At 63.0% G+C, this 23,691-nt stretch carries 25 protein-coding genes; 5 read left to right on the forward strand and 20 right to left on the reverse strand.

What is annotated here, in order from left to right; genetic code table 11:
- Positions 1-31 precede the first annotated feature (31 nt).
- On the reverse strand, positions 32-955 hold the full coding sequence (locus CKW24_RS04240) for a LysR family transcriptional regulator (protein WP_095165517.1): 924 nt from the start codon (positions 953-955) through the stop codon (positions 32-34).
- 125 nt (positions 956-1,080) lie between these two features.
- Between CKW24_RS04240 and CKW24_RS04245 the strand changes: the two genes are divergently transcribed.
- Positions 1,081-1,827, forward strand: coding sequence for a 3-oxoacyl-ACP reductase family protein (locus CKW24_RS04245; protein ID WP_095165519.1), 747 nt, complete (start codon positions 1,081-1,083; stop codon positions 1,825-1,827).
- A gap of 76 nt (positions 1,828-1,903) precedes the next feature.
- Here the strand turns inward: CKW24_RS04245 and CKW24_RS04250 are convergent, their stop codons facing one another.
- Positions 1,904-2,596 carry an HAD-IA family hydrolase gene (locus CKW24_RS04250; protein ID WP_095165521.1) on the reverse strand — a complete coding sequence of 231 codons (693 nt, stop codon included), beginning with the start codon at positions 2,594-2,596 and terminating at the stop codon, positions 1,904-1,906.
- 254 nt (positions 2,597-2,850) lie between these two features.
- Here CKW24_RS04250 and CKW24_RS04255 point away from each other — a divergent pair, with 254 nt between their 5' ends.
- Positions 2,851-3,105, forward strand: coding sequence for a type II toxin-antitoxin system RelE/ParE family toxin (locus CKW24_RS04255; protein ID WP_095165523.1), 255 nt, complete (start codon positions 2,851-2,853; stop codon positions 3,103-3,105).
- Positions 3,089-3,412, forward strand: coding sequence for a helix-turn-helix domain-containing protein (locus CKW24_RS04260; protein WP_095165524.1), 324 nt, complete (start codon positions 3,089-3,091; stop codon positions 3,410-3,412). The genes CKW24_RS04255 and CKW24_RS04260 overlap by 17 nt, the downstream gene beginning before the upstream one ends.
- Positions 3,413-3,628: 216 nt before the next feature.
- Here CKW24_RS04260 and CKW24_RS04265 read toward each other — a convergent pair whose 3' ends face one another.
- Positions 3,629-3,994: a glycine zipper domain-containing protein gene (locus CKW24_RS04265; protein WP_095165526.1), complete on the reverse strand. Its 366-nt coding sequence runs from the start codon at positions 3,992-3,994 to the stop codon at positions 3,629-3,631.
- Between the two features lie 259 nt (positions 3,995-4,253).
- Between CKW24_RS04265 and CKW24_RS28155 the strand changes: the two genes are divergently transcribed.
- Positions 4,254-4,418 carry a hypothetical protein gene (locus tag CKW24_RS28155; RefSeq protein WP_159987270.1) on the forward strand — a complete coding sequence of 55 codons (165 nt, stop codon included), beginning with the start codon at positions 4,254-4,256 and terminating at the stop codon, positions 4,416-4,418.
- On the opposite strand, the gene CKW24_RS28330 is transcribed toward CKW24_RS28155, so the two are convergent.
- Positions 4,340-4,531 (reverse strand): hypothetical protein, encoded by a 192-nt coding sequence (locus CKW24_RS28330; protein WP_095165528.1) that lies wholly within the window; start codon positions 4,529-4,531, stop codon positions 4,340-4,342. The genes CKW24_RS28155 and CKW24_RS28330 overlap by 79 nt on opposite strands.
- A 142-nt stretch (positions 4,532-4,673) precedes the next feature.
- The gene (locus CKW24_RS04275; RefSeq protein ID WP_095165530.1) at positions 4,674-4,994 is read right to left on the reverse strand and encodes a YbjQ family protein; all 321 of its coding nucleotides are present in this window, start codon (positions 4,992-4,994) and stop codon (positions 4,674-4,676) included.
- 111 nt (positions 4,995-5,105) lie between these two features.
- Between CKW24_RS04275 and CKW24_RS04280 the strand changes: the two genes are divergently transcribed.
- Positions 5,106-5,300, forward strand: a complete 195-nt coding sequence (locus CKW24_RS04280) for a hypothetical protein (RefSeq protein ID WP_095165532.1) — start codon at positions 5,106-5,108, stop codon at positions 5,298-5,300.
- A 1-nt stretch (position 5,301) separates the two neighbouring features.
- On the opposite strand, the gene CKW24_RS04285 is transcribed toward CKW24_RS04280, so the two are convergent.
- The 15 genes from CKW24_RS04285 to CKW24_RS04360 all read right to left on the reverse strand — a co-directional run bounded on the left by CKW24_RS04285 (position 5,302) and on the right by CKW24_RS04360 (position 23,667).
- Positions 5,302-5,637 carry a hypothetical protein gene (locus tag CKW24_RS04285; RefSeq protein WP_095165534.1) on the reverse strand — a complete coding sequence of 112 codons (336 nt, stop codon included), beginning with the start codon at positions 5,635-5,637 and terminating at the stop codon, positions 5,302-5,304.
- A 144-nt stretch (positions 5,638-5,781) separates the two neighbouring features.
- Positions 5,782-6,936 carry an iron-containing alcohol dehydrogenase gene (locus CKW24_RS04290; RefSeq protein WP_095165536.1) on the reverse strand — a complete coding sequence of 385 codons (1,155 nt, stop codon included), beginning with the start codon at positions 6,934-6,936 and terminating at the stop codon, positions 5,782-5,784.
- Positions 6,937-6,952: 16 nt separating this feature from the next.
- A complete protein-coding gene (locus CKW24_RS04295) occupies positions 6,953-8,107 on the reverse strand; it encodes an iron-containing alcohol dehydrogenase (protein ID WP_095165538.1) in 1,155 nt (384 codons plus the stop codon).
- A gap of 8 nt (positions 8,108-8,115) precedes the next feature.
- Positions 8,116-8,763, reverse strand: a complete 648-nt coding sequence (locus CKW24_RS04300) for an ATP-binding cassette domain-containing protein (RefSeq protein ID WP_095165540.1) — start codon at positions 8,761-8,763, stop codon at positions 8,116-8,118.
- Positions 8,760-9,530, reverse strand: a complete 771-nt coding sequence (locus tag CKW24_RS04305; protein ID WP_095165542.1) for an ABC transporter ATP-binding protein — start codon at positions 9,528-9,530, stop codon at positions 8,760-8,762. Before CKW24_RS04305 ends, CKW24_RS04300 begins: the two co-directional genes overlap by 4 nt.
- Entirely contained in the window at positions 9,527-10,471 is a 945-nt protein-coding gene (locus CKW24_RS04310) for a branched-chain amino acid ABC transporter permease (RefSeq protein WP_095165544.1), read from the reverse strand. The genes CKW24_RS04305 and CKW24_RS04310 overlap by 4 nt, the downstream gene beginning before the upstream one ends.
- A gap of 1 nt (position 10,472) precedes the next feature.
- Positions 10,473-11,372: a branched-chain amino acid ABC transporter permease gene (locus tag CKW24_RS04315; protein ID WP_095165546.1), complete on the reverse strand. Its 900-nt coding sequence runs from the start codon at positions 11,370-11,372 to the stop codon at positions 10,473-10,475.
- A gap of 72 nt (positions 11,373-11,444) precedes the next feature.
- Positions 11,445-12,767: an ABC transporter substrate-binding protein gene (locus CKW24_RS04320; RefSeq protein ID WP_095165548.1), complete on the reverse strand. Its 1,323-nt coding sequence runs from the start codon at positions 12,765-12,767 to the stop codon at positions 11,445-11,447.
- A gap of 31 nt (positions 12,768-12,798) precedes the next feature.
- Positions 12,799-14,121, reverse strand: a complete 1,323-nt coding sequence (locus CKW24_RS04325; RefSeq protein WP_095165550.1) for an ABC transporter substrate-binding protein — start codon at positions 14,119-14,121, stop codon at positions 12,799-12,801.
- A gap of 299 nt (positions 14,122-14,420) precedes the next feature.
- On the reverse strand, positions 14,421-15,758 hold the full coding sequence (locus CKW24_RS04330; protein WP_095165552.1) for a sigma-54 dependent transcriptional regulator: 1,338 nt from the start codon (positions 15,756-15,758) through the stop codon (positions 14,421-14,423).
- Between the two features lie 7 nt (positions 15,759-15,765).
- Positions 15,766-17,490 carry a PAS domain-containing sensor histidine kinase gene (locus CKW24_RS04335; protein WP_095165652.1) on the reverse strand — a complete coding sequence of 575 codons (1,725 nt, stop codon included), beginning with the start codon at positions 17,488-17,490 and terminating at the stop codon, positions 15,766-15,768.
- A 71-nt stretch (positions 17,491-17,561) separates the two neighbouring features.
- Entirely contained in the window at positions 17,562-18,356 is a 795-nt protein-coding gene (locus tag CKW24_RS04340; RefSeq protein ID WP_095165554.1) for an SDR family NAD(P)-dependent oxidoreductase, read from the reverse strand.
- Positions 18,357-18,369: 13 nt separating this feature from the next.
- Positions 18,370-20,253, reverse strand: coding sequence for a TRAP transporter large permease subunit (locus CKW24_RS04345; RefSeq protein WP_095165555.1), 1,884 nt, complete (start codon positions 20,251-20,253; stop codon positions 18,370-18,372).
- On the reverse strand, positions 20,250-21,281 hold the full coding sequence (locus CKW24_RS04350; RefSeq protein WP_095165557.1) for a TRAP transporter substrate-binding protein: 1,032 nt from the start codon (positions 21,279-21,281) through the stop codon (positions 20,250-20,252). The genes CKW24_RS04345 and CKW24_RS04350 overlap by 4 nt, the downstream gene beginning before the upstream one ends.
- Positions 21,282-22,338: 1,057 nt before the next feature.
- Positions 22,339-23,667 carry an OprD family porin gene (locus CKW24_RS04360; protein WP_095165558.1) on the reverse strand — a complete coding sequence of 443 codons (1,329 nt, stop codon included), beginning with the start codon at positions 23,665-23,667 and terminating at the stop codon, positions 22,339-22,341.
- Positions 23,668-23,691: the final 24 nt, after the last annotated feature.

Consider the following 23,691-nt stretch of genomic DNA (forward strand, 5'->3'; position numbering starts at 1 on the left):
CAGCTTGCTCGCGACCATCACGCCGCGCGATTCAGACCGCACTGAATCGCACAGCCCACTGCTGCTGCACAAACTGCTCGATGATGAAATCGACAAACACCCGGGTCTTGCCCGGTAGCAGTTTGTGCTCGGCGTAGTAGATGGCAATGTTGCCGTCATCGACGTACCAGTCCGGCAACACCCGCTGCAACGTTCCCGCCTGCAGATAACCCAGCGCAAACGGCATGCTCACCAGCGCAATGCCCAGGCCCTGGGTCGCCGTGGCACAGGCCGCTTCCGAGTCACTGAGGGTCATCCGCACCTTGAGGTTCAGCGGGCTGTGTTGCTGCTGGCGACTGGTCAATTGCCAGGAACGCACGCGACCGGTCTGCGGCGAGCGAATCAGGATGCCGTCGTGGTGGCGCAGATCATCCGGTTCGAGCACCGGCGGTTGGCGTGCCAGGTACTCCGGGGACGCCACCAGAACCCGGTGGGCCGGGGTCAGTCGACGGGCGACCACCCCCTGGGGCAGCTCGAAGCCGCCGCCAATCGCCGCGTCGAAGCCCTGGCCGATCAGGTCGACCTGGCGGTTATCGAAATGCCAGTCCGGGTTGATCGCCGGATAGCGCCCCAGGAACTCCCCCAGCAACGGCACGATGTACAACCGGCCGAACACCGTGCCCATACTGACCTTGAGGGTCCCGGCCGGACGCCCTTCGGCGCTGGCCAGGTTGGCCACCGCATTCTGGATCGTATGCAGGCTGGCGCTGACCTCACCGAGAAACAACTGACCGGCCTCGGTCAGCGTCAGGCGCCGGGTACTGCGCTGAAACAGCCGCACACCCAGGCGCGCCTCCAGCTTGGCGACACTCTTGCCCACCGCCGCCGGGGTCAGGCTCAAGCGTCGTGCAGCCTCGGCAAAGCTGCCGACCTCGGCGCTACGGACGAAGCATTCGATACTGCTGAAGGTTTCCATGATCGCCACTATAAACTTTTGGTTTACACAGACTATCGCAATCAGGGTCTACTCAGGGGGTAATGGGAAATCAATACTAGGCTCCATCAACCGGGACACTTCGCCTCGGGACTTTGGAGATCGACATGACCACTCAACCTCTCAGCGGCAAAGTAGCGCTGATCCAGGGCGGCTCCCGCGGTATCGGCGCGGCCATCGTCCAGCGCCTGGCCGCTGAAGGCGCCGTCGTTGCCTTTACCTACGTCAGCTCCACCGCCAAGGCAAAGGAGCTGCAGGACAGCATCATTGCCACAGGCGGCAAAGCCCTGGCGATCCAGGCCGACAGCGCCGATGCCGTGGCCATCCGCCAGGCGGTCAATAGCACCGTGCAAACCTTTGGCCGGCTGGACATCCTGGTCAACAACGCGGGCGTGCTGGCCATTGCTGCGTTGGAGGATTTCAAACTCGAAGACTTCGACCAGACGCTGGCTATCAATGTGCGCAGCGTGTTCATCGCCAGCCAGGAAGCCGCACGGCACATGGGCGCCGGCGGTCGCATCATCAACATCGGCAGCACCAACGCCGACCGCATGCCCTTCGCCGGTGGTGGCCCCTACGCCATGAGCAAGGCCGCACTGGTCGGCCTGACCAAGGGCCTGGCCCGCGACCTGGGTCCACGGGGCATCACCATCAACAACGTGCAACCCGGCCCGGTCGACACCGACATGAACCCGGCCCACGGCGAGTTCGCCGAAAGCCTGATCCCGCTGATGGCTGTGGGCCGTTATGGCACCGCTGACGAAATCGCCAGTTTTGTTGCCTACCTGGCCGGTCCGCAAGCGGGATACATCACCGGGGCCAGCTTGACCATCGACGGTGGTTTTGGCGCCTGAGACCTTTACCGGCACAACAAAACGCCGGGTAACCCTGCCCAGGTTACCCGGCGTCTTGTTGTGCCTGGATCAGTGATCAGGCGGTTTCAAGTGCCGGCAAGCCATAGGCCTGCAGCGAAAAAGCCTTCAACGAACGCAAGATGCTGTCGGCATGCGCATACTTTTCGTCAGCCATGGCCGCGTCCGGCACCGCTACCGCGGTCATCCCCGCCGCTTTCGCCGCAGTGACGCCAAATGGCGAATCCTCGAACACCAGGCAATCCTCAGGCGCTACGCCCAGGCGGCGCGCGGCGGTGAGGAAGATATCCGGGGCCGGCTTGGCGGCACCGACTTCAGGGTCGTCGGCGGTGACGATGGTGTCGAACAGCGCGAACCAGTCACGGTGCAAGGTGGTTTTCTGCGCGAAGGACTGACTCGAAGAACTGGTGCCCACGGCAATCGGAATGTTGTTGGCCTGCAAGTGCTCAACCAACTCCCGCGCCCCTGGCATCGCCAGCGCAAGAGGAAAACGTTCCTGCATCAAGGGTTCGCGAACCCGCAGGAACTCCTCGGCACTGATGGGCAACTCTAGCGCCTGCACCACATAACGCGCCAGGTCGGCGGCGCCACGGCCGATGATGTTCTGCTTGATGCTCCAGTCGAACGTGCGGCCGTAGCGTTGCGCGATGATCTGCGTGACCTCGGTGTAAATGCCCTCGGTATCCAGCAACAGACCATCCATATCAAAAATCACGGCCTTGATCGGGCCCAACTCCAGCTGTGCACTCATCGCATCTGATCCGTTATCAACACAACATTCCAGGAACGGCTCAGGTACGGCCATGGCCCTGATCGACCGCGCAACGGTCGAAGAAAGGGTTCAGCAGCATAACGAGCCTGGTTTACATGGGGCAACCATTTGCCAGTCGCAACATCGACAGCAGGGCCCAGGGTGAATCTCGAGCGCAGGGAAAGCGTGAGAGGTTAACTTATTATTTTATAAGATAAGTGTTGATTAACTTATGGAAGACTTATTAGACTCTCATGAACGAAATCTACTGGACCCGCAAAGCCGTCAAGCAACTGCTGCGGATACACAGTGACCAGCAACGGAAAATACGCGACGCGGTCACGCTGCTCGAACGCATGCCCGATGTGAGCAACGTCAAAGCCCTGGGCCCTCATGCCTATGGCTATCGACTCAGGGTCGGCAACTACCGGGTGTTATTCGAGTGGGACGGCGCGATCCAGGTGATCAGCATTCAAGAGGTCAAAAAACGCGATGAACGCACCTACTGAGATTCAAATCATCAAGGGCCCGGACGGCGAGCCGGCCTTTGTGGTCATCCCCTATCAGCAGTACATCAGCCAAACCGGCACTGCCGAGCTGATTCCACACTCGGTGGTCAGCCGCATTGTCGACGGGGCCACCCCGATTCGCGCGTGGCGCGAGCACCTGAACCTGACCCAGGAAGAGGTGGCCAGGCGCCTGGGCATTTCCCAGCCGGCGTTTGCCCAACAGGAGGCAGTCAACAAACCACGCCGCGCCACCCGGGAAAAGATCGCCACGGCATTCGGCATCCGCGCCGATCAACTGGAGCTGTGAACCCCGGCTGTGGGAGCTGCCTAGGGCTGCGATCTTTTGATCTTGGGTTTGTGGCGGTCGTACGCAAAATGTGCGGACAGCCAGATTGACTGTAGGAGCGAGCTTGCTCGCGATGGACGTCAACGCTTACCCATGCTGCCTGAATAAACGCGTTGCGTTCATCGCGAGCAAGCCGCAAGCGGGCGCCCGCTCCTACCGGTACATCGCAGCGAAGGATCAGTGACCCTTCTTGCCCATGCTGTTACCTACCGCGCCACCGGCGGCACCGCCCAGGCCGGCGCCGATGGTTGCACCATTCTTGCCGCCCAGCGAACGCCCGATGACCGAACCACCGGCCGCGCCGACACCACCGCCAATGGCGGCCTTGGTGCGATTACCCTTGTGGGCGCCCGCAGCACCACCGGCAGCGCCGGCTACACCCGCGCCAATGGTCGCGCCGGTGCTGCCACCGAGCTTCTGACCCACCACGTTGCCCAACGCGCCACCCAGGCCGCCACCCAACGCCGCGGTGCCATCACCGGAAGCCATTGCACCTTGAGCGACCAGAAGCCCCAGAACCAGAGCAGGCAGAGTTAAACGCATGACATGAACCTCAAACAGAGTATTGAATCGTAGAAATGGGCTGCTACTGAAGGGGGGTGTCCAGACGAGGACGCCGCCAACCTTGCTGTGCGCGTGGGTTGGACAGCAATTAGCCGAAGAGTTTTATCGCGGGCAAAAAAAAGCCCGCTGGGGAACGGGCTGACAAGACTTGCTTTTAACGGATGAGCTGAGCCTACGTTTTGGCTTGTGAAAGAAACGTGAAACACCCCAACCACTCCTGGTTACATTGATACAAAATATGACACACCTGCATATCACCCCTCCTCCCGCCAAACCGCAGGCACAAAAAACCCCGCACATCGGCGGGGTCTGTCGGGTTTTCGATCACTTGCGCAATGGCACGGTGACCCTGGGCATGAACGGTTTACTGGAAGTCCTGCTCACTGTGGACGCACGGACCTGACCCGGTTTGCTCGGCGCTTGGCCAAACCCCGAGACGTAATCTGTCTGCCCGCAGTGCACACAGTTGTTGATCGGGTACTCAGCGCCATCATCTTCGATGTACGGATTGCTCATCTCTGCGTCCCTCCCTACAGGTCGGTACCGACAAACAAGCGTTTGCCTGAAAAGCACAGACCCTCAAGAGATTCCAGACTAGCCGGTCATACCCGGACCACCCATTCAAAAAGCCATCCGCCGACGAATGGCCCAAGTCGGGTTACTTGAGCTTGACCGCGGTACCGGTCACAAAGACCACCAGCATGCTGCCCTTGCCGGAGGGCATGCTGATTTCAAAGTTGACCCCCACCACCGCATCCGCCTGCAGGCTGCGGGCGCGCTCCTTGAGCTCGTCAGTGGCCTGGGCACGGGCTTCACGCAGGGCTTTCTCGAGGGTCTGGGAACGCCCGCCGAAAAAATCGCGCATGCCGGCAAATATATCCCGCACCACATTGATGCCCTGCACGGACTCGGCGCTGACGATGTCCAGGTACGCCGCAATCTGCCGACCTTCGATGGAATGGGTAGTGGTGGTGATCATGAAAACTTCCTTGATGGACTAATGGCGGCCGCGAGGCTGGCCTAAGTCATGGAGACGTACATACTGGGTACTGGCGGCACAGATTCTGCCAGCGAGCGTGCGGGAGAGTGTATGACGGTCTTTTTACTGCTGTACCTGTGCACCGACGCTTCGCGCAGCGACTGCCAGGTGATTGCCGTTGAACATTGGGTGCAGCCCGATGCCTATCAACAGTGCGTCGCGGCGGCCAGACAACTGACCAAGGACCTCACCGCGAAAAACCGCCAGAGCAATTATTTCGTCTGTGAAACCCAAGCCAGCCCATGAGCTACAGGCAATCGCGCACCGCCTTGCGCAAGGCCGCCGACTTGGCCCACGGTGGTCCCTGGTACAACGAGACCTTGCTGCCGTCCTTGTACTTGACGATATCGACGATCTCATCGGCGGTAATGATGCTGGGCGCGTTGATCCGCCAGCCGTTGGAGATCTGGGTCTGGGTAGCCTTGGGCACCTCGCGCTGCCAGGCTGAAAACACACACGCCGCGTATTCCTTGGGCGGTTTGGCAGTCTCCTTGCTCAGGTTCGGCTCCCCCGGCACCAGCGAGGCCGGTAACGAACACCCCGCCAATACCACACACCCCAGCGCTGCCATCCATATCCGCATGATTGTTCCTTGCACTCAAAGAGGAAAATGTAGCTTCACATTGAGTGCTCAGCCAGCCCACCCGGCATCAGGCCAGAACCACCACCCGGGTTGCATGGCCTGGGCCGAATGGATTCACACTCAGCGCCAGGCCAACGCTCCTGCTTAGAAAATCCCGCGATAGATGGCCGCTACATCCTGTTCCGTCATGTCCCGTGGATTGCTGTCGATCAAGCGGCGAATGCCTACCACCACTTCCGTGGCCATCGACGGGATGGCCTGTTCGTCGACCTGTAGCTTCGACAAACGCGTCTCCAGGCCGCTGTCGCGCACCAGCGCCTCAATGGCCAGGACAAACGCCTCGGCCGCCGTGGCCTCATCGGCAAACAGCTGGTCCGGCAGCAGATAGGCTGCCAGTTCAGCATATTGGCGCTGCGCCTGGGCGAGGTTGAAGCGAATGATCGGTGCCATGACCAGGGCGTTGGCGTGGCCATGGGGAATATGGAAGCGCGCCCCCAACGGATAGGCCAGGGCATGGATCGCCGCCACCGAAGCATTGACGAATGCCATGCCCGCCATCAGTGAACCTTGCAGCATCGCCGTGCGTGCCGCGACGTCCCGACCATCGGCCAGCACCTTGGGCAGATTGCGTCCCAGCAAAGCCAAGGCGGCGGTGGCCAGGCTGTCGGCAATTGGGTTCTTGCGCGTGCGGCTGGTGTAGGCCTCGATGGCATGCACCATGGCATCCAGGCCGGTGGCGGCAGTGACCTTGGGCGGCAGGCCGAGGGTCAGCTCGGGGTCGAGCACCGCCACGTCGGGCAGCAATTGCGGCGAGTACACCACCTGCTTGCACTGCTGCTCATCAGTGATTACCGAGACCCAGGTCACCTCCGAACCCGTGCCGGCGGTGGTTGGCATCAACACCAGCGGCACCCGTTGCCCCAGCGCTTTATCGGTGCCGTACATGGCTTCCAGGGACTGCTCGCTATTGACCAGCAAGGCCACCAGTTTCGCCGCATCCAGGGAACTGCCGCCCCCCAACCCCAGCACCCCATCGACCTTGAACGCGCGCGCCTGGGCTGCGGCCTGCTTGACCACACTGGCCGAAGGATCGGGCACCACCTGATCGAACACCGTCACCTCGCAGCCAGCAGCGTGCAAGGCCTGTTGCGCACTGGCGGCAAAACCCAGGCTGACAATGCCTGGGTCGCACACCAGCATCACCCGTTGTGCGCCCAATCCGCTGAGCACGTGCCCGACCTGTTGCAGCGCACCGGCTTCACACAGGATGCGCGGTACGCTTCTGAATTCGTAACTCATGAATCACTCCTTCGCCCTACAGCACCGAGGCGTAGATGGCGTGAATATCGTCGCGGTTGAGCGGACGCGGGTTGTTGATCAGCAAGCGCTCGACCTTCAGCGCGTCCTCGGTCAGCCGGGACAGGTCCTGGGCCGTGACGCCCACCTCATGCAAACGCTGGGCGAACGGCATGCGCGCCACCAGGCGGGTCATGAAATCGATGAACCCCTCGCACGCCTCGGCCGCATTGGCAAAGCGCTGCTGCGGCAGTACCGCCGAGGCCAGTTGCGCGTACAGCGGCTCGGCCGCCGAACGGTTGAAATTCAGCACGGGCACCAACACCAGGGCATTGCTCAAGCCATGGGGCACGTGGAATTGCCCACCCAGTGGATAGGCCAGCGCATGCACCGCCGCCACTGGCGCATTGGCGAACGCCATGCCGGCCAGCATCGAACCCAGGAGCATGTCCGAACGCGCCGCCAAGTCACCCGGCTCGGCCAGTACCCGATCCAGGTTGCCCGCCAGCAAACGCAGGGCCTGCACCGCCAGGCCATCGGACAACACGTTTTTCTTGTGCACGCTGGTATAGGCCTCGATGGCATGCACCATCGCATCGACCCCGGTCATGGCGCTGATCGCCGCCGGCAGGCCGACGGTCAAGCGCGCATCCAGCAAGGCGATGTCCGGATACAACAGCGGGCTGACCACGCCCTTCTTTTCATGGCTGGGGGTAGTGACGATTGCCACGGCCGTGACCTCGGACCCGGTGCCCGCAGTGGTCGGCACCTGGATCAACGGCAACCGTGGCCCCTTGGCCAGGTTGATGCCGTAGATGGACTCCAGCGACTGCTCGTGACCACACAGCAGCGCCACCAGCTTGGCGGTGTCCAGGGAGCTGCCGCCGCCCAACCCGATGACCGCCTGGGCGCTGCAACCGCGCGCCACTTCCACCGCATCCAGCACCGCGGCCACCGGCGGATCCGCCTGCACATCGCTGTACAGCGTGACCTGCACGCCCTGCTCGCGCATCGCCGCCAGCGGTGCATCGAGCAAGCCGGCGCGCAGCAGGCCTGGGTCACTGACCAGCAGTACCCGCTCGGCTTTGAGCTCGCGACACAACTGGCCCAGGCGCAAGGCGCCGTCAATTTCACAGATCACCCGTGGGGTGGTTTCAAAGGTAAATGTCGACATGGTGCTCCCTACCCTACTGTCACGCTGCCGCGCTCGATGCGAAACAACGCATCGACCAGGTCAGCAGAATGAGTGTCATCGGACTCGCTGATCAGCACGCACAAACCTTCCTGCCCGAGCTTGGCGATCACCTCGCTCAAGCGCCTCGACAGCACGGGCGCCACGCCCTCGAAGGGTTCGTCGAGCAACAGCAGCTTGTTGCCGGGCATCAGCGCCCGGGCCAGCGCCACCAGCTTTTGCTGGCCGCCCGACAGTTGCATGGCCTTGCGGTCGCGGAACTGGGCGATCTCCGGGATCAGGCTGTACACCCATTCCAGGCGGCGCTGACTGTCGGCCAAGTGATTGGCCCAGACCGGCAGCAGGATGTTCTCCTCGACCGTCAACGCCGGGATCAACCGCCGATCCTCCGGCAAATAGCTGATACCCGCCGCTGCCCGCTTGAAGCTGGGCAGGGTGCGCAGGTCCTGCCCGGCAAAGGACATGTCACCCGCGTCGGCGTCCAGCAACCCCATGATGGCGCGGATCAGCGTGGTCTTGCCGGCGCCGTTATGGCCGATCAACCCCACCATCTGCCCGGCGCCCACGGTCAGCGACACCTGGTGCAGGATCGGCACCCCTTCGATCGACACACTCAGGTTGCGAATCTCAAGACTCATAGCGCGGCCCTCAGGTGAACTTTCTGGCTACCGGTGACAAACTCCTGCACCCGCGGATTGGCCAGCACTTGTTCCGGCACCCCGTCGGCCAGTACTTCACCGCTGTAGAACGCAAGGATGCGCGAGACGTAACGACGCACCACATCCATGTCGTGCTCGACAAACAACACCGTCACCCGGCGCTCGGCGACCACCCGCATCACCGTGTCCATCAGCGCAGTTTTCTCCTCGGCGCTGACCCCACTGGTGGGTTCGTCGAGCAGCAGCATCTGTGGCTCGCCGATCAGCGCCATGGCGATATCGATCAGCTTGCGCACACCCTGCGGCACGGCGGTGACCTGGGTATCGCGCCAGCGGGCGATGTCAAACTGCGCAAGCATCGCGTCGGCCAACGCCACCCGCGCCGCCGTGCGCATCGGCGCCAGCAGCGAGGGAAACGGGTTCTGCGCCGCCGCCACGGCGATCAGCAGGTTGTCCATTACGCTCAACTGGGGGAACAACTGGGCGACCTGGAACGAGCGGGCCATGCCCAGGCGGGTAATCGCCCGGGGCGTGCGGCCGATGATCGACTGGCCATTGAACAGGACCTGGCCACTGCTGGGTTTCAGGTAGCCGGTGACCATGTTGATAAAGGTGGTCTTGCCGGCGCCGTTGGAACCGATGACGCCGACCACTTCGCCCGGCCGAATGCGCACGTTGACGTCCTTGGCCGCGGTGACCGCACCAAATGCCTTGCACAGTCCTTGAGTTTCGAGAATGCAGCTCATGCCTTGGCCCTCCGCGCTTGTCCGGTAAACAGGCTCCACAACCCCTTGGGCAGGAACACGATGATCGCCAGCAAGGTGAAGCCCAGAATCATTTGCCAGCTATGGGGCACCAGCTCGATGGCATAGGTGCGCACCACCGCAAACACAATCGCCGCAATGAAGGGCGCCGCGACGTGGGCGGTACCGCCGAGCAAGGCAATGAACACGAACTCGCCAGAGGTGATCCAGTACGCCATTTCCGGGTCGATGTGCCCGGCCGACAGCGCCATGAAGCCGCCGCCCAGGGCCGACACCGCAGCCGCCGCCACGTAGTTCATGTACAGCACCCAACGGGGAGATTGGCCGAGGTACTCGACGCGCACTTCGTTTTCGCGAATCGCTTCGCACATCATCCCGGCACTGCTGCGGCTGTAGCGGTGCAGCAACACCGCCAACACCGCGCAGACGCCGACGATGATGATGAACAGCGCGAGCGGCGCCTGGCCCTGGGCCGGGCTCCAGCCGAACAGGCTCCAGGCCTTGACGTTGAAGCCGTCGGTGCTGCCCAGGGCCGAGCTCTTGACCAGCACGCCGTACAGGATCATCGAGAACGCCAACGACAACATGGCGAAAAAGATCTCTCGGTAGCGGGTCATCAACAGGCCCAGCAGCATTGCCAGCAACACGGCTGCGCCCACCCCGATCACCAGCAGCAAGGCCAGGTCGGAGATCTCCAGGAAGTGCCCGCTCATGCCCACGGCATAACCGCCGACGCAGAAGTACAGGCCCTGGCCGAAGGTCACCAGGCCCGCGCGCATCTGCATCACCACGCCCTGCACCACCATCGACTTGGCCAGGGCCATCGTCAGCAGGAACACCAGCCATTGCGGCGCAATCAAGCCGCCGGCGGCCAGCAGCAGCGCGACGCCGAGCAGTATCAGTTCGGTTCTATTGAGGCGCATATCAGATTTTCCTCGCCAGCACGCGGCCGAACAGGCCCTGCGGACGCACCGCAAGCACCAGCGCCATCACGCCGTAGATCACAAAGAGTTCGAATTCCGGGGCGTAGTGCACGGCGGCGGCACGGCTCAGGCCCACCAGCAAGGCACCAACAGCGGCCCCTTCGATGCTGCCCATGCCACCGACCACGACCACGGCAAAGGCCAGCACGATGATTTCCACGCCCATGCCCGGCACCACGGAAATCGCCGGCGCCGTCAGGGCACCCGCCAGCGTGCCGAGCATGGTGCCCAGCACGAACACCAGGGTGAACATGCGGCGCACGTTGACGCCCATGGCCATCGCCACTTCCCGGTCATGGATCACCGCGCGCAGCACCTTGCCCTGGTGGGTGCGCTCCAGCCACAGCCACAGGCACAGGCCCAGCACCACCGACACACCGACCAGCATCAGGTCGTAGTTGGACACCTTGAGCCCCGCCAGGGCGCTGCGGCCCATCTCGGCATACGGCTGATAGGCGAAGTAAGGATTCACCCCCCAGACCATCTTCATGCTGTCTTCGAGGACCAGCAGCAAGGCGTAGGTGATGATCACCATCAGCACTTCGTCGCGGCCGTACATGAAGCGCAACAACCCGCGCTCGATGATCAGCCCGACGATCAGCCCGGCCACCAGCGCGCAACCGAGCATCAACAGATACCCCGCCCACACCGGCCCGATGCCGTTGTTGAAATACCAGCCCACCAGCGACGCGGCGGTATAGGCGCCGATGGCGTAGAAGCTGCCATGGGCCATGTTCAGGATGCGCATCACCCCGTAGATCACGGTAAGCCCGGCGGCTACCAGGAACAGCCACGAGGCATAGATGGTGCCGTCAATCAGCACCGCAAAAAGACTCATCATAGGGGTCCTACCTTGGCAAAGAGGTGGCGGCGCCCGCAGGCCCGCCACAGTGGATCAATCACGCGGCGCGGCTCAGTTGCACTGGGCACCCGGGAAGCCGGCCTTGATCCATTCCAGCGCGGTGGTACCGTCCGGCGGGGTCACGCACTCACCGTTGAAGGCGATGACGTTCTGCACGCCGCCCTTCTTGTTCGCCGCGTCGTACTGGTACTCGCCGTAGGCAATGCCTTGCATCGCCTGGTGACCACCGGCCCGGGCCATTTGCACCTGGCCCGAGACCGACTCGAAGGTCGCGCCCTTGAAGGCCTTGGCGATCTCCAGCGGTGCCGGGACCTTGCCCGACTCGACCTTGGCGTTCTCCGCCGCGTGCTTGAGGCCGAGAATCGCCTGGGCCATCTTGCTCGCCGGGTACGTCGGGTCGGTCTTGTAGGCCGCCTGGTAGCTGCCCTTGAACCAGCGGTTGAGCTCGTTATCCGGGGCAAAGGCACCGAATGGCCCACGGCCGCCGATGATCATGCCGTTGGGTGCCTGGTCCTTGTAGCGGTCGATGGCCGACTCGCCGCACGTCAGCACGGCGGTTGCATCCTCCAGCAGGCCACGGGCGTTGGCCTGCAGTACCAGGGCCTCCATGTCGCCACCCCAGAAACTGGAGTGGATGATGTCCGGGCGCTTGACCGACAAGGCGGAAATCTCGGCGCCATACTGGCCCTGGAACACCTTGGGCATTTGCGACTCGACCACCTTGGCCTTGGGCATCAACTGCTCCATGGAGTGGGTGAAGTCGTTCCAGCTGTCCTGGCCCCAGGCGTAGTTCTGCTGGATCCCGGCGACCTTCTGCGCGTCCGGGCGGACCTTGGCCAGGTAACGCGCCGCGCCGATGTTGTCCACGGCCGCATCGAGGCTGGTGCGGAACACGAACTGCGGGGTCTTGTCTTCATTGAACAACTGCGAAGTGCCGCAATCGTAGAACACCGTCATCGCGCCCAGCTCTTCGGCCACCGGGGCAATGGCCAGGCAGTCGCCGGACGAGATGTAGCCCACCACCGCATCGACCTTCTGGCGCTGCACCAGGTTACGGAACTCTTCCACCTGCTTGGCCGCACCACCGGCCTCATCGATGATCACCACTTCGATCTCGGCACCGTTGATGCCAATGGTGTTGTAGGGCGCGGGCAGCTTGCCCTGGTTCAGCCCTTCCACCAGTACCTTGGCGGCATTCGCCGAGGGTTCGCCGAACGGGCCGGCGGCAGGGCCCGAGAGGAAGGTCACGATACCGATGCGGAACTTGCCGTTCTCGGCTGCCTGGACGCTGGTGGTCAAGGACAGGGCCAGGCCCGTGGCAGCGATGGCCAGGGCCAGGGGATGTTTGATCATGGTTTTTTTATAGTTGTACATGGGCTGATGTCTCGGTGGATGAATGAACGGCCTAAGGTGCCTGGCCCTCGGTACTGCGTTTACGTGCGGCCAGTCGCCGCGCCAGCGTGGCGTCATCGAGCTGCAGCTCCTGCGCCGAATACACTGACCACTCCCCCAGCATCAGTTGCGCCGGAGGAAAATCGGAATTGGCCACAGGAGTGCCAACCGCTTGGGTTTGCTGGATCTGGTGGGTGATCGGGTCAATCCGTGAAGCGAAACCGTCCGGGTCTTCCGGCAGGGCAATCTCCAGCCCCTCCAACGCCTTGATCAACGCCTGGCTGTCGGTGGCCCCGGCGGCTTTCTCATAGGCCTTGGCCAGCACCATCACGCCGGTGTAGGCGCCCTGGGCGGCGTAGGTCGGGTATCGCCCGCTCAGGGCACGAAAGCGCTCGACAAAGGAGTGGTTGCGCTCGGTGGCCGGCCAGTTGTTGTGGTGACGGGCCGAGAGAATCAACCCCGGCGGCGCCTTGGCTCCCAGTGACACCAGGAAGTCGTAGTTGCCGCCCGTGTCGAAGTTGGCCAGGCGCGAGGTTTCGAACAGCCGGGTACCGGCTGCCTGCTTGATGAAGGCGTGCAGGTCGCCGCCCCACAGGGCCGAGACAATGATGTCGGGCCTGGCCTGCTCGAGGGCGGCGATGTACGCCGAATAGTCCGGCTCGTACAGCCGTGGCCACAGCTCGGTGACATCTTCGAATTGCACGCCCAACTGGCTGAAGGCTTCATGCAGGTCATCACGGGAGACGTGGCCGTACTCGTAGTCCGGGCCGATGAACGCCAGGCGCTTCCACCCCGTGGTTTTCTGCAGCGCTTGCAGATAACGGGCACCGGCCGCCATCGAGGTCCAGGTGTCGTTGGTCACGCGAAAATAATACGGATGGCCGTTTTCCAGGGTCATGCGCGAGGACGCATGGTCGGTGCCGATCATCAGCACCCGCTCCTGGTAGGCCAACTCGCTGACCGCCAGCGCCACCCCCGAAGACACCATGCCGCACAACACCTGCACGCCGTCCTTGTGGATAAAACTCTTGGCCAGGCTGACGCCATAGGACGCCTTCGACTGGTCGTCATCGACGATCACCCGCAGGCGCGGCAGCAACTCGCCCGCCTCACGCCGGGCATGCAGTTCGTCCAGGGCCACCTGGATGCCGACGATGCTGTCCTGGCCGTAGATCGCGGCGCGCTCGGTCATCGGGTACAGGCAGCCCATGGTCAGGTCGGCCTGACCGGCGGCCACGCCTAACTCCAGCCGGCCAACCTGGGCACAGGCGGCAACGCTCACGAGCACACTGCTGAAGGCCAGGGCAACCTGAAACCAATGACGGGGCAGGGACATACAATGAATTCCTGTTGGGCGTTGATAACGCCTCTTGTTGGACAGCCGGGTTGCTAGAGCAAGGGCTGTGCCAGAGGTGTTGGGGAAGGTCTCAAGGATGGGCAAAGCGAACCAGCCAAACCCTTGTAGGAGCGAGCGCCCGCTTGCGGCTTGCTCGCGATGGCGGTGTGTCAGGCACCGTTGATGTTGGCTGTGCCTGCCCCATCGCGAGCAAGCTCGCTCCTACAAGGGTTTGGCGGGTGTGGTGGTGGCGGGGATGTTGAGCGCTTAGCGCTCACACCCCGCGCAAGGTTGAGCGGTTAGCGCTCGATGCCCAGGCGTTGCAAGCGACGCTTGAGCGCATGCCGGGAGATCCCCAGCAGGTGCGCGGCCAGGCCCTTGTGCCCGGCGGTCCGGCTGAGGGCATCGGTCACCAGCTCGCGCTCGGCGCGCTCCAGCTGATCGCCCAGCGCCTGGGCCTCGCTCGCCAGTTCGGGGCCGTGCATCGGTGCCGGCAACAACGCCGCGCTGATCGCCCGGCCCGGGGACAGGATGGTCAGGCGCTCGATGAGGTTCTTCAGCTCGCGAACATTGCCCGGCCAGCGATGGGCACGCAGCGCCGCCAGACAGTCCGCCTCGAACCGGATCGCCTCGACGCCCTCCTCCAGGGCCTGGCGCCGGGCAAAATACTCGGCCAGCAGCACCACATCATCGCCGCGCTCACGCAGGGCCGGAATGTCCACGGTGATCACGTTCAGCCGATAAAACAGGTCCTCGCGAAACCGCCCCAGGCGCACATCTTCCGCCAGGTCGCGATTGGTCGCCGCCACCACCCGTACGTCGGCGTTGCTGGCGCGATTGGCCCCCACCGCACGGTAACTGCCGTTCTCCAGGAAGTGCAGGAGCTTGGCTTGCAACGCCAGGGGCAACTCGCCGATTTCATCGAGAAACAGCGTCCCGCCATCGGCCTGGCTGACCAGCCCCACACGCTTTTGATGGGCACCGGTGTAGGCGCCCTTCTCCGAGCCGAACAGCTCGGCCTCGATCAACTGCTCCGGCAAGGCGGCGCAATTGACCTCGATAAAGGCGTGGGCCACCCGCGAGCTATGGGCATGCAGCGCCTGCGCCACCAATGTCTTGCCAGTACCGGACTCGCCCAGCAGCAGGATGCGCGTCGCCGAACTGCGCGCGATGCGCTGCACCGCCGCACTCAGGGTGCACATCGCCGGGCTCTGGCCGTGCAGGCCGGCGTCCATCCGCTGGCCATCCGACTCGGCCACGGGCCCGGGTGTGGCCAGGGTGCTGGCGATGGTCGCCAACAGGTCATCCAGTTCGAAGGGTTTGGTCAGGTAGTCGGTCGCCCCGCCTTTCACCGCCTGCACCGCCGCACGCGTATCGCCGTGCGCAGAGATCATGATCACCGGCAACCCGGGCTGCAGCGCGCGCAGGCCGTCGAGCGTGGCCAGGCCATCGATGCCCGGCAGGCCGAGGTCGAGCAGGACCATATCGATGTCGGCGGGCCCGCCCTTGACCCGCTCCAGCGCCGCCTCGCCACTGCCGGCCGTGCTGATGCGCATGCCCTCCGCACGCAAGGCATAGCTCAGAGAGCGCACCAGCGCCTCTTCATCATCAACGATCAAAACGTGAATTTCAGACATCAACGGCTCACTTAGCGCGTGCACTGAGGCCAGGGAAATCAAGCGTGACCTGCGTGCCCTCCCCCAGCGTACTGACGATTTCCATGCGGGCGGCGTTGGCCTCCAGCAGTTGTTGGCAAATACTCAAGCCCAGCCCGGTGCCTCGGGCTTTGGAGGTAAAAAAGGGTTGGCGAATCTGTTGCAGGTCGGCCTCGGATATCCCGCAACCACGGTCCAGCACGCTGATGCAAACGCGCTCGCCCGAGGCTTCGCCGCGCAGGTGCACCACCTGGTCATCGGGACTGGCCTGTACCGCGTTCAGGCACAGATTGAGCAGCACTTGCTGGGCTTGCTCCGGGTCGACGTACAGCTGCAACCCGGGTTCGGTCCAACAGCGCAGCTCGATATTGTGCGCCTGGCTATCCGCCGCCACCTGCCGTGCGATGCGCTCGAACAACTGCGCCACGTCCACTGCCTGGGGCTGGGCCGGGTGTGGCCGGCCGTACTCCAGGAGATCGCTGGTGACATGGGACAGTCGATCGATTTCCTGACCGAGATCGCTCAACAGCATCCGCCGCTCCGGCTCCTGTTCACGCCGCAGCAGCGCTTGCACGGTGGTCTTCATGGTTGCCAGGGGGTTACGCACCTCATGGGCAACGCCGGTGGCGAACGTACCCAACACCGCCAGGTTTTCACTGCGCACGGTGTTTTCCATCACAGCCGCCAAACGCTCGGCCATCACATTGAAGGCCCTGGCGACATGCCCGATTTCGTCGTTGTGCGGCTGCTCCGCCAGGCGATAACCGAGGTCGCCCATCGACAATTGATGAGCCCCCTGCAGCAGGGTACTGACCCGTGCGCGCAGTTGCCGCGACAGGGTGAAAAACACGATGAGGATAAACCCGATGAAGCTCGCGGCCACCCAGTACAACCACTGGCGAGCATCGTTCAAGGGTTCGAGGATCGCCCCCGGCTGGACGCTGAATACCAGTTGCCAACCCGGCAGGATCTGCGGCCCCTCGCGCCACTGCGTGGGGGCCGGAACCACGCGCCCGGTGGGATCGATGAACACCCCGCCCGGCACCCGCAACAACGGTGCGACCACCCCACTCATACCGGCGCTGACCAGCAGTTCGGTCAACGACGCCAGGCGCAGGTGCAAGGCGATACTCGCCCCATGATCGGTGCGTCCGCTGCGAATCAGCTTGCGAATCAAAAATCCACCGGAACGTCCGGCCTTGGGCAGCAACGGCCCGATCACCTCGACATCACCGACGCGGGTGCTCGGCAAACCGGCGACCGACCACTGCGAATTGGTCCAGTAGGGTTCACCCGAGGCCGCTTGGCCGGGCAGCACATTGAGCAACTGCTCGTGCTCATCGAAGAACAGCACGCCGTACAGGAACGGCAGGTCGCCCTCGAGCTTGAGCAGTGAATCCACATCGCTGCTGGGGCGCGACTGGTCGGTGATGAAGTCCGGCATGTTCGGGTGGTTGGACAACGCCGACAGCTGGTAGAAGCGGTCATCGAGAAACGATGACAGACGGTTGGCCGTGGACAGCGCCTGGGCATCGAGCCGCTCACCGGTCAAGCGGTTGAGCAAATCCTTGGCCAGTTGTTCGTAGAAAATCGCCAGGGCAATCAGCGCGATGCTCATGACCACCACGGAAAGCAGGGTGTAGCGCGCCACCAGACTGCGCCGCGGACGCGCGAGCCAGTGCCACAGCACAGAGGTTGGAGCGTTGGGGTTCATAATTTTTTGTTTGTTTTTGTATGAACCCGGCAGCATAAGGACCCAGGCGCGCTCCTGTCCACCGCGCCCCTTCAGATCTCCAGAATGCCCGATGCCATGAAACCGCCGTCCACCGGAATCACATGGCCGCTGATGTATGACGAATCATCGGATGCCAGGAAGGCCACCGCCCCAGCCATTTCCGCCGGAGTGCCATAGCGGCGCATCGGTACGGCGCGGGCATAGGAATCGCGCGTCGCGGCCGAGTGCAGCCTTTGCGTCAGCGGGGTATCCACCGGGCCTGGGGCAATGCCGTTGACGGTAATCCCGTACTCGGCAAGCTCGACGGCCATCTGCCGGGTCAGCCCGATGAGCGCGGCCTTGGACGTGCCATAGGCCGTGCGACCCAAGCTGGCGCGCAGACCGCTGATCGAGGCGACGTTGATGATCCGCCCCCAGCCATTGGCCTGCATCAGCCGCGCCGCGTGTTGGCCGCAGAGCAGTGAACCGGTCAGGTTAATGTTCAGGACCCGCTGCCAGTCGCTGAGGTCGCACTCCAGGAACGCCTGGGTCTTGGCCACCCCGGCATTGTTGACCAGCACATCACAGCGGCCGAAGCGCGCTTGCAGCAAGGCAAACGCCGCGGCTATGGACTGCGCGTCACCGACGTCGATGACCAAGGCCATCGCCGTTATGCCTTGGGCATCCAGCCCGGCGACCATTTCTTGTGCCGCCGCCAGGTTGATGTCGGCGACCACCACGGTATGCCCGTCGTGCCCCAGGCGTTCGGCGATGGCGGCACCGATCCCCATGGCGGCCCCCGTCACCAGGGCCACGCGCCCAAGCGCCGCGGCGCCTGGCAGTTGTTGTTTGGCTGATTGGCTCATGACAAGTGCTCTCTTAAAGGAAACCGATGGAAATCCATGGGAAACAGGCGACGATAATCAACGCCAGGATCAATGCCGCGAGGTAGCCCCAGACACGCCGGATGACCAGGTCGGAGGAAACCTTGCTGATCGCGCAGGCGGCGTAGAAACCAACCCCCAGGGGTGGCGCGAACAGGCCGATGCCCATGGCCAGGATCACCACCATGGCGTAATGCACCGGGTGAATCGAAAGCATCTCGGCCAGCGGGAACATCAGTGGCCCGAACAGCACGATCGCCGGGATGCCTTCGAGCACGCTGCCCAGGATCACGAAAGTGACGATGGTGACGATCATGAAGCCGATGGCTCCGCCCGGGATTTCACTGATCAGGTCCACCAGCGATGCCGAGAAGCCCGACTGGGTCAGTGCCCAGGCCATGGCCGATGCCATGCCGATGATCAGCAGGATGGCGCCGGAGAGTGCCGCCGCTTCGAGCATCATCGGGTAGACCTTCTTGAACTCGATGTGGCGCATGAACAGGTGCATCACCAGCCCGACCATCACCACATACGCCACACCGATGGTGGAGACCTCGGTCGCGGTGGCCGCACCTTCCAGCACTGCCACTCGGATCAGCACCGGCAGGGCCAGCGCCGGCACGGCGATCATGAACGTGCGCGCGACCACCGACAGCGGCGCACGCTGAACATTGGGCATTGCTTCCTTGCGTGAGCGCCACCAGCACACCAGCGCGATCACCACGGTGGCCACCACCGCCGGCATCAGCCCACCGATGAACAGCGCGGTAATCGAGACGCTGCACACCGCGCCGATGGTGATCAACACCAGGCTTGGCGGAATGGTCTCGGTCATCGCCCCGGTCGCCGCCAGCAGCGCGGCCAGTTCTTCGGGCTCGGAACCGCGTTTTTTCATTTCAGGAAACAGCGCCGGTGCCACGGCCGCCATGTCGGCGACCTTGGAACCGGAAATCCCCGAGACCAGGAACATCGCCCCCAGCAACACATACTGCAGGCCACCGCGCACATGACCGAGCAACGAGGCCATGAAGTCGATCAGCGTGCGCGCCATGCCGGACAGTTGCAGCACCACGCCCAGCATCACGAACAGTGGCACCGCCAGCAGCACCATGTGCGACATGCCTTCGTCCATGCGACTGACCACAATCGACAACGGGGCATGGGTGGCCAGCGCCAGGTAGGCCATGGTCGCGGTGCCGAAGGCGAACGCGATGGGAATCCCGCCGAAGACACAGGCCCCCAGCAGCACCAGGAAAAAGATAATCAGGTTGTAGTTGCCCAGGTCCACCAGCAACGGCTGGCTGATCCACAACACCGAGGCCACGAGCGCCACCACGGCAATCCCGGCCATGAACTGGCGCACCGTGGAAAACCGCGCCATGCGCGACACGGCAGCCAGCAGCATCAACACCGCACCGACCGGCAAGGCCGCTGCGCGCAGGCCATCGGGAATGCCCAGCGCCGGGGTGGTGATCGACATCTGCTCATGGGAGTGCTGCATGGCCGGGGCGATGATCATCACCACGAACAGGCACACCACCAGCGCCGACAGCGTCTCGCAGAAGCCGCGCCAGGCTTGCGGCAGCTTGTTCACCAGCGCCGACATGCGCATATGTTCGCCGCGGTCCAGCGCCAGCACCGCACCAAACATGGCCATCCAGATAAACAGCGAAGACGCCAGCTCATCGGACCAGATCAGCGGACTGTGCAGCAGGTAGCGGTAAATCACTCCCGCCAGCAGCACGCAGGTTTCGATCACCATCAACGCGACGGTGATCAACCCGACTGCCCGCATGGTCCATGTGTTCAGACAGACAAGCGCCCGGGCCGGCAGGCGCATGGTAGACGTGGGGGCCACTGCCGCTGGCGCGACCATCATGCCAGTTTCCCGGCATATTTCTCGAGGATGGACCAGGCGGCGTCGCCGAACTTGTCGTGCCAGTCGCCATAATAATTGGCGCTTTGCAGGCGCTCGCGGAACGGTTCCGGTGGCGCCGCCACCAGCTCCAGGCCTTGCTGCTTGAGCGTATCGCGGATGGTGCCCTGCAGCTTGGCCAGGTCATCGCGCTGCGCGAGCACGGCGGTATTGATGTGTTTGCTGACCACGGCCTGCACGTCCGCGGGCAAGCGCTTGAAGGAGGCGCTGTTACCCAGCATCCAGAAGCCATCCCAGACATGGTTGGTCAGGGAGCAGTACTTCTGCACTTCGTAGAGTTTCGCCGAGGCCACCAGGGTCAGCGGGTTTTCCTGGCCCTCGACGATGCGGGTCTGCAGTGCCGAGTACACTTCGGAAAAGTTGATGCTGGTCGGCGCCGCTTCAAAGGCGCGGAAGATCGACATGATGATGGGGCTCGGCGGCACGCGCAGCTTCATGCCCTTGAGGTCGTCGGGGGTGGCAATCGGGCGGGTACTGGTGGTGGTCACCCGAAAACCGTTGTCCCAGATTTTGTCGAACGCAAACAGGGTCTCGGTCTTGGCGATCTCGGCCCGCACATGAGCGCCGAGGTCACCGTCCATCGCACTCCATACTTGCTCGTAATCCTTGAAGGCGAACCCGACGGCGCTGATCTGCACTGAAGGCACCATCGTGCCCAGGATCACCGGCGACAGGGCAAACATGTCGACGGCACCCGAGCGCACTTGGGCCAGGGTATCGGTGTCGCTGCCCAGTTGGCTGCTGGGGAAGATCTGGATCTGCACCGCGCCGTTGGTTTCTTCACGAATCGCCTTGGCCATTTCCCGCGCCCGCACATTCATGGAGTGGCTGATGGGCATGTTGTTGGCAAACTTCAGCTTGAACTCGGCAGCCTGGCTCTTGCCGCTGTACAGACCGAGCCCGGCGGCGGCAACGGCGGCAGAAGCAAGGGTGGCCGTTTTGAGAAAGTTGCGGCGCGAAAAGTCGCTCATTTGGTTCTCCTGACTTTATTGTTTTTATGGATCAATGGCCGTTATGCCGGCGACTGGCTAAGCAAGCTATAGCAATTGGGGTGCCACGAATGGCGCAGTCCTCCTGGCGGCAACCCAGGCTGCTACTCAACCAGCTGTTTTCACAAGGAAAAACAGCGCCTGCAGGAATGCATTTATTTCTTGCAGGGCATCTGGCGCGACGGTGGATGTAACAGGTGTCTCCTGCAAGTGTCGCTACACCTGGCATGGCAAGCGACACCTGTCCTGTACATCTGCAGCATAGGTATCTACACAACTGTGGTGCGACGTTGCACCTGTGGGCCGTCAGGGATGTTGGATCAGGTCGAGTACATATCCATTTTTGCGGTAACGGCCTCCTATGGTTCCGCCTGACGGCGGCTCACTTTTGAACAGCGCAAAAGTAAGCAAAACGCTTTTACCCCACCACTCGGTGCCTCGCTTAGGCTCGGCATGCCCGTACTCCGACATTGATTTGGGGGGCCGCCGCAATGGGCCCTCCCTGGCCCAGTGCGGCTAAACCGGCGTCCTGCCGGTTTACCCCCCAAATCAATATCGGACTCCGGCCAGCGTGGTTAACGGGGCGCCCAGGATCAAAAACAAAGCGAGGCGGCCTAAAAGCCGACCTGATCGCTAGGGCATGCGCGGTGTCGCTTCTACTTCCTAAGACGCTGACGAAGTCAGCCATCTTTTGATCTGGCTCTGGCTTTGGCTTTTGATCCTGGGCGCCCCGTTAACCACGCTGGCCGAACGCAGGCTTGAAGCCGTGGGTAACCCGGCAGGACGCCGGGTTAGCCGCCCCGCGCCAGGGATGGCGCGTGGCGGCGGCCCACGGATTCAAGCCGGAGTGAGGGAACACCGAGCCTAAGCGAGGTGCCGAGTGGTGGGGTAAGAGCGTTTTGCTTACTTTTGCGCTGTCCAAAAGTGAGCCGCTGTAAAAGCGGAACCATAGGAGGCCGTTACCGAAGAAATGGATCTGCAGGGCCGCCAACCCTACCGCCAACGGACAAGGGGCCCTGTTCAAGCGACCCCCACGGGATCAGAACAACGCCAGGGTGTAGTTGACCGACACGCGGTTCTGGTCCTGGGAATACTCGCTGGGTACGCCGCTGCGCATCGTGCCGTTACGCCAGCTGAACCCGACGCCCTTGAAGGTGCCGCTCTGCACCACGTAATCCAGCGCCAGGTCACGCTCCCACTCTTTCTCGTCGGACCCGCTCGCCATGCGGATATGGGTGCCCTTGAGGTAGGTGACCGACGCCACCAGCCCTGGCACACCCAAGGAGGCGAAGTTGTAGCCGTATTGACCGAAAGCCGTGCGCTCGCCGGCCCGGGTGAAGCTGGTGATCAGGCGGTCGGTGAACAGGTAGATACTGCTGCCGGCCGCACCTTCGTTGGTATTGCCCTGGTTGGCCTGGACAAAATTGCCGCTGTCGGAGACGTTCTGGTAACCGAGCAGGAAGGAGTTGCCACCCAGGGCGTAGGTGAACATCGCGCTCCAGGTGTCGTTGTCGATTTTGCCGGGGGTGTCCCCCAGGCCACTCACCCGGTACCCGGCGGCCCGACCCGAGGCCGTGTCGTTGCGGCCATCGGCGTCGGTCTTGAAGTAACGCAGGTCGGTGGTCAGCGACTGGCCTTCACCCAAAGGCAGCACATGCACCAGGCCGCCGAAATGCTGCACGTAGTAGTCTTCCAACTGGGCTGCGTAGTATTGCAGGGTCAGTTGTTTGCTCAGCTTGTAGTCGGCGCCGGCAAACAGGAACTCATTGCTTTGCTGGGTGCCACCGGCAACCGCGAGCCCCGAACTGTTGGTCGAACCGCGGCCGGTCGCATGTTCCAGGCGACCACCGAGCAAGGTCAGGTTGTCCACTTCCTTGGAGGTGATCATGCCGCCCTCGAAGGTTTGCGGCAGCACGCGACCATCGTTGGCCACCAGGATCGGCAACTTCGGCTGCAGGGTTCCGTAGCGGGCCTCGGTCTGGGAAAAACGCACCTTGCCGGTCAGGCCCAGTCGGCTCCAATCGTCCACGGCGCTGCCATCGCTCTCATCCGGAATCATCGAGCTGCCACGGTGATTGCCTTTACCGCCATCCAGGCGCACCCCCTGCAAACCCAGCGCGTCGACACCAAAGCCGACGGTGCCGTCGGTGAAGCCGGACTTGTAATCGAGAAAGAAGCCCTGCGCCCATTCGGCGGTCTTGCTTTGCCCGGCGGGACCGGCGCGATCGCGGTAGTCGTTGTTGAAGTAGTAGTTGCGAAACCCCAGGGTGGCCTTGCCGTCCTTGATGAAGTCAGCGTGGGCCAGGGGTGACAGGAGCACCCCGCTGGTGGCGAGCAAAGACAGGCGAACGAAAGGATTTATTGTCATTTTTGTTTCTCCTAATGGGTGCGG

It is taken from the genome of Pseudomonas sp. Irchel 3H3 (genome assembly GCF_900187635.1).
In the GTDB taxonomy this organism is placed as follows: domain Bacteria; phylum Pseudomonadota; class Gammaproteobacteria; order Pseudomonadales; family Pseudomonadaceae; genus Aquipseudomonas.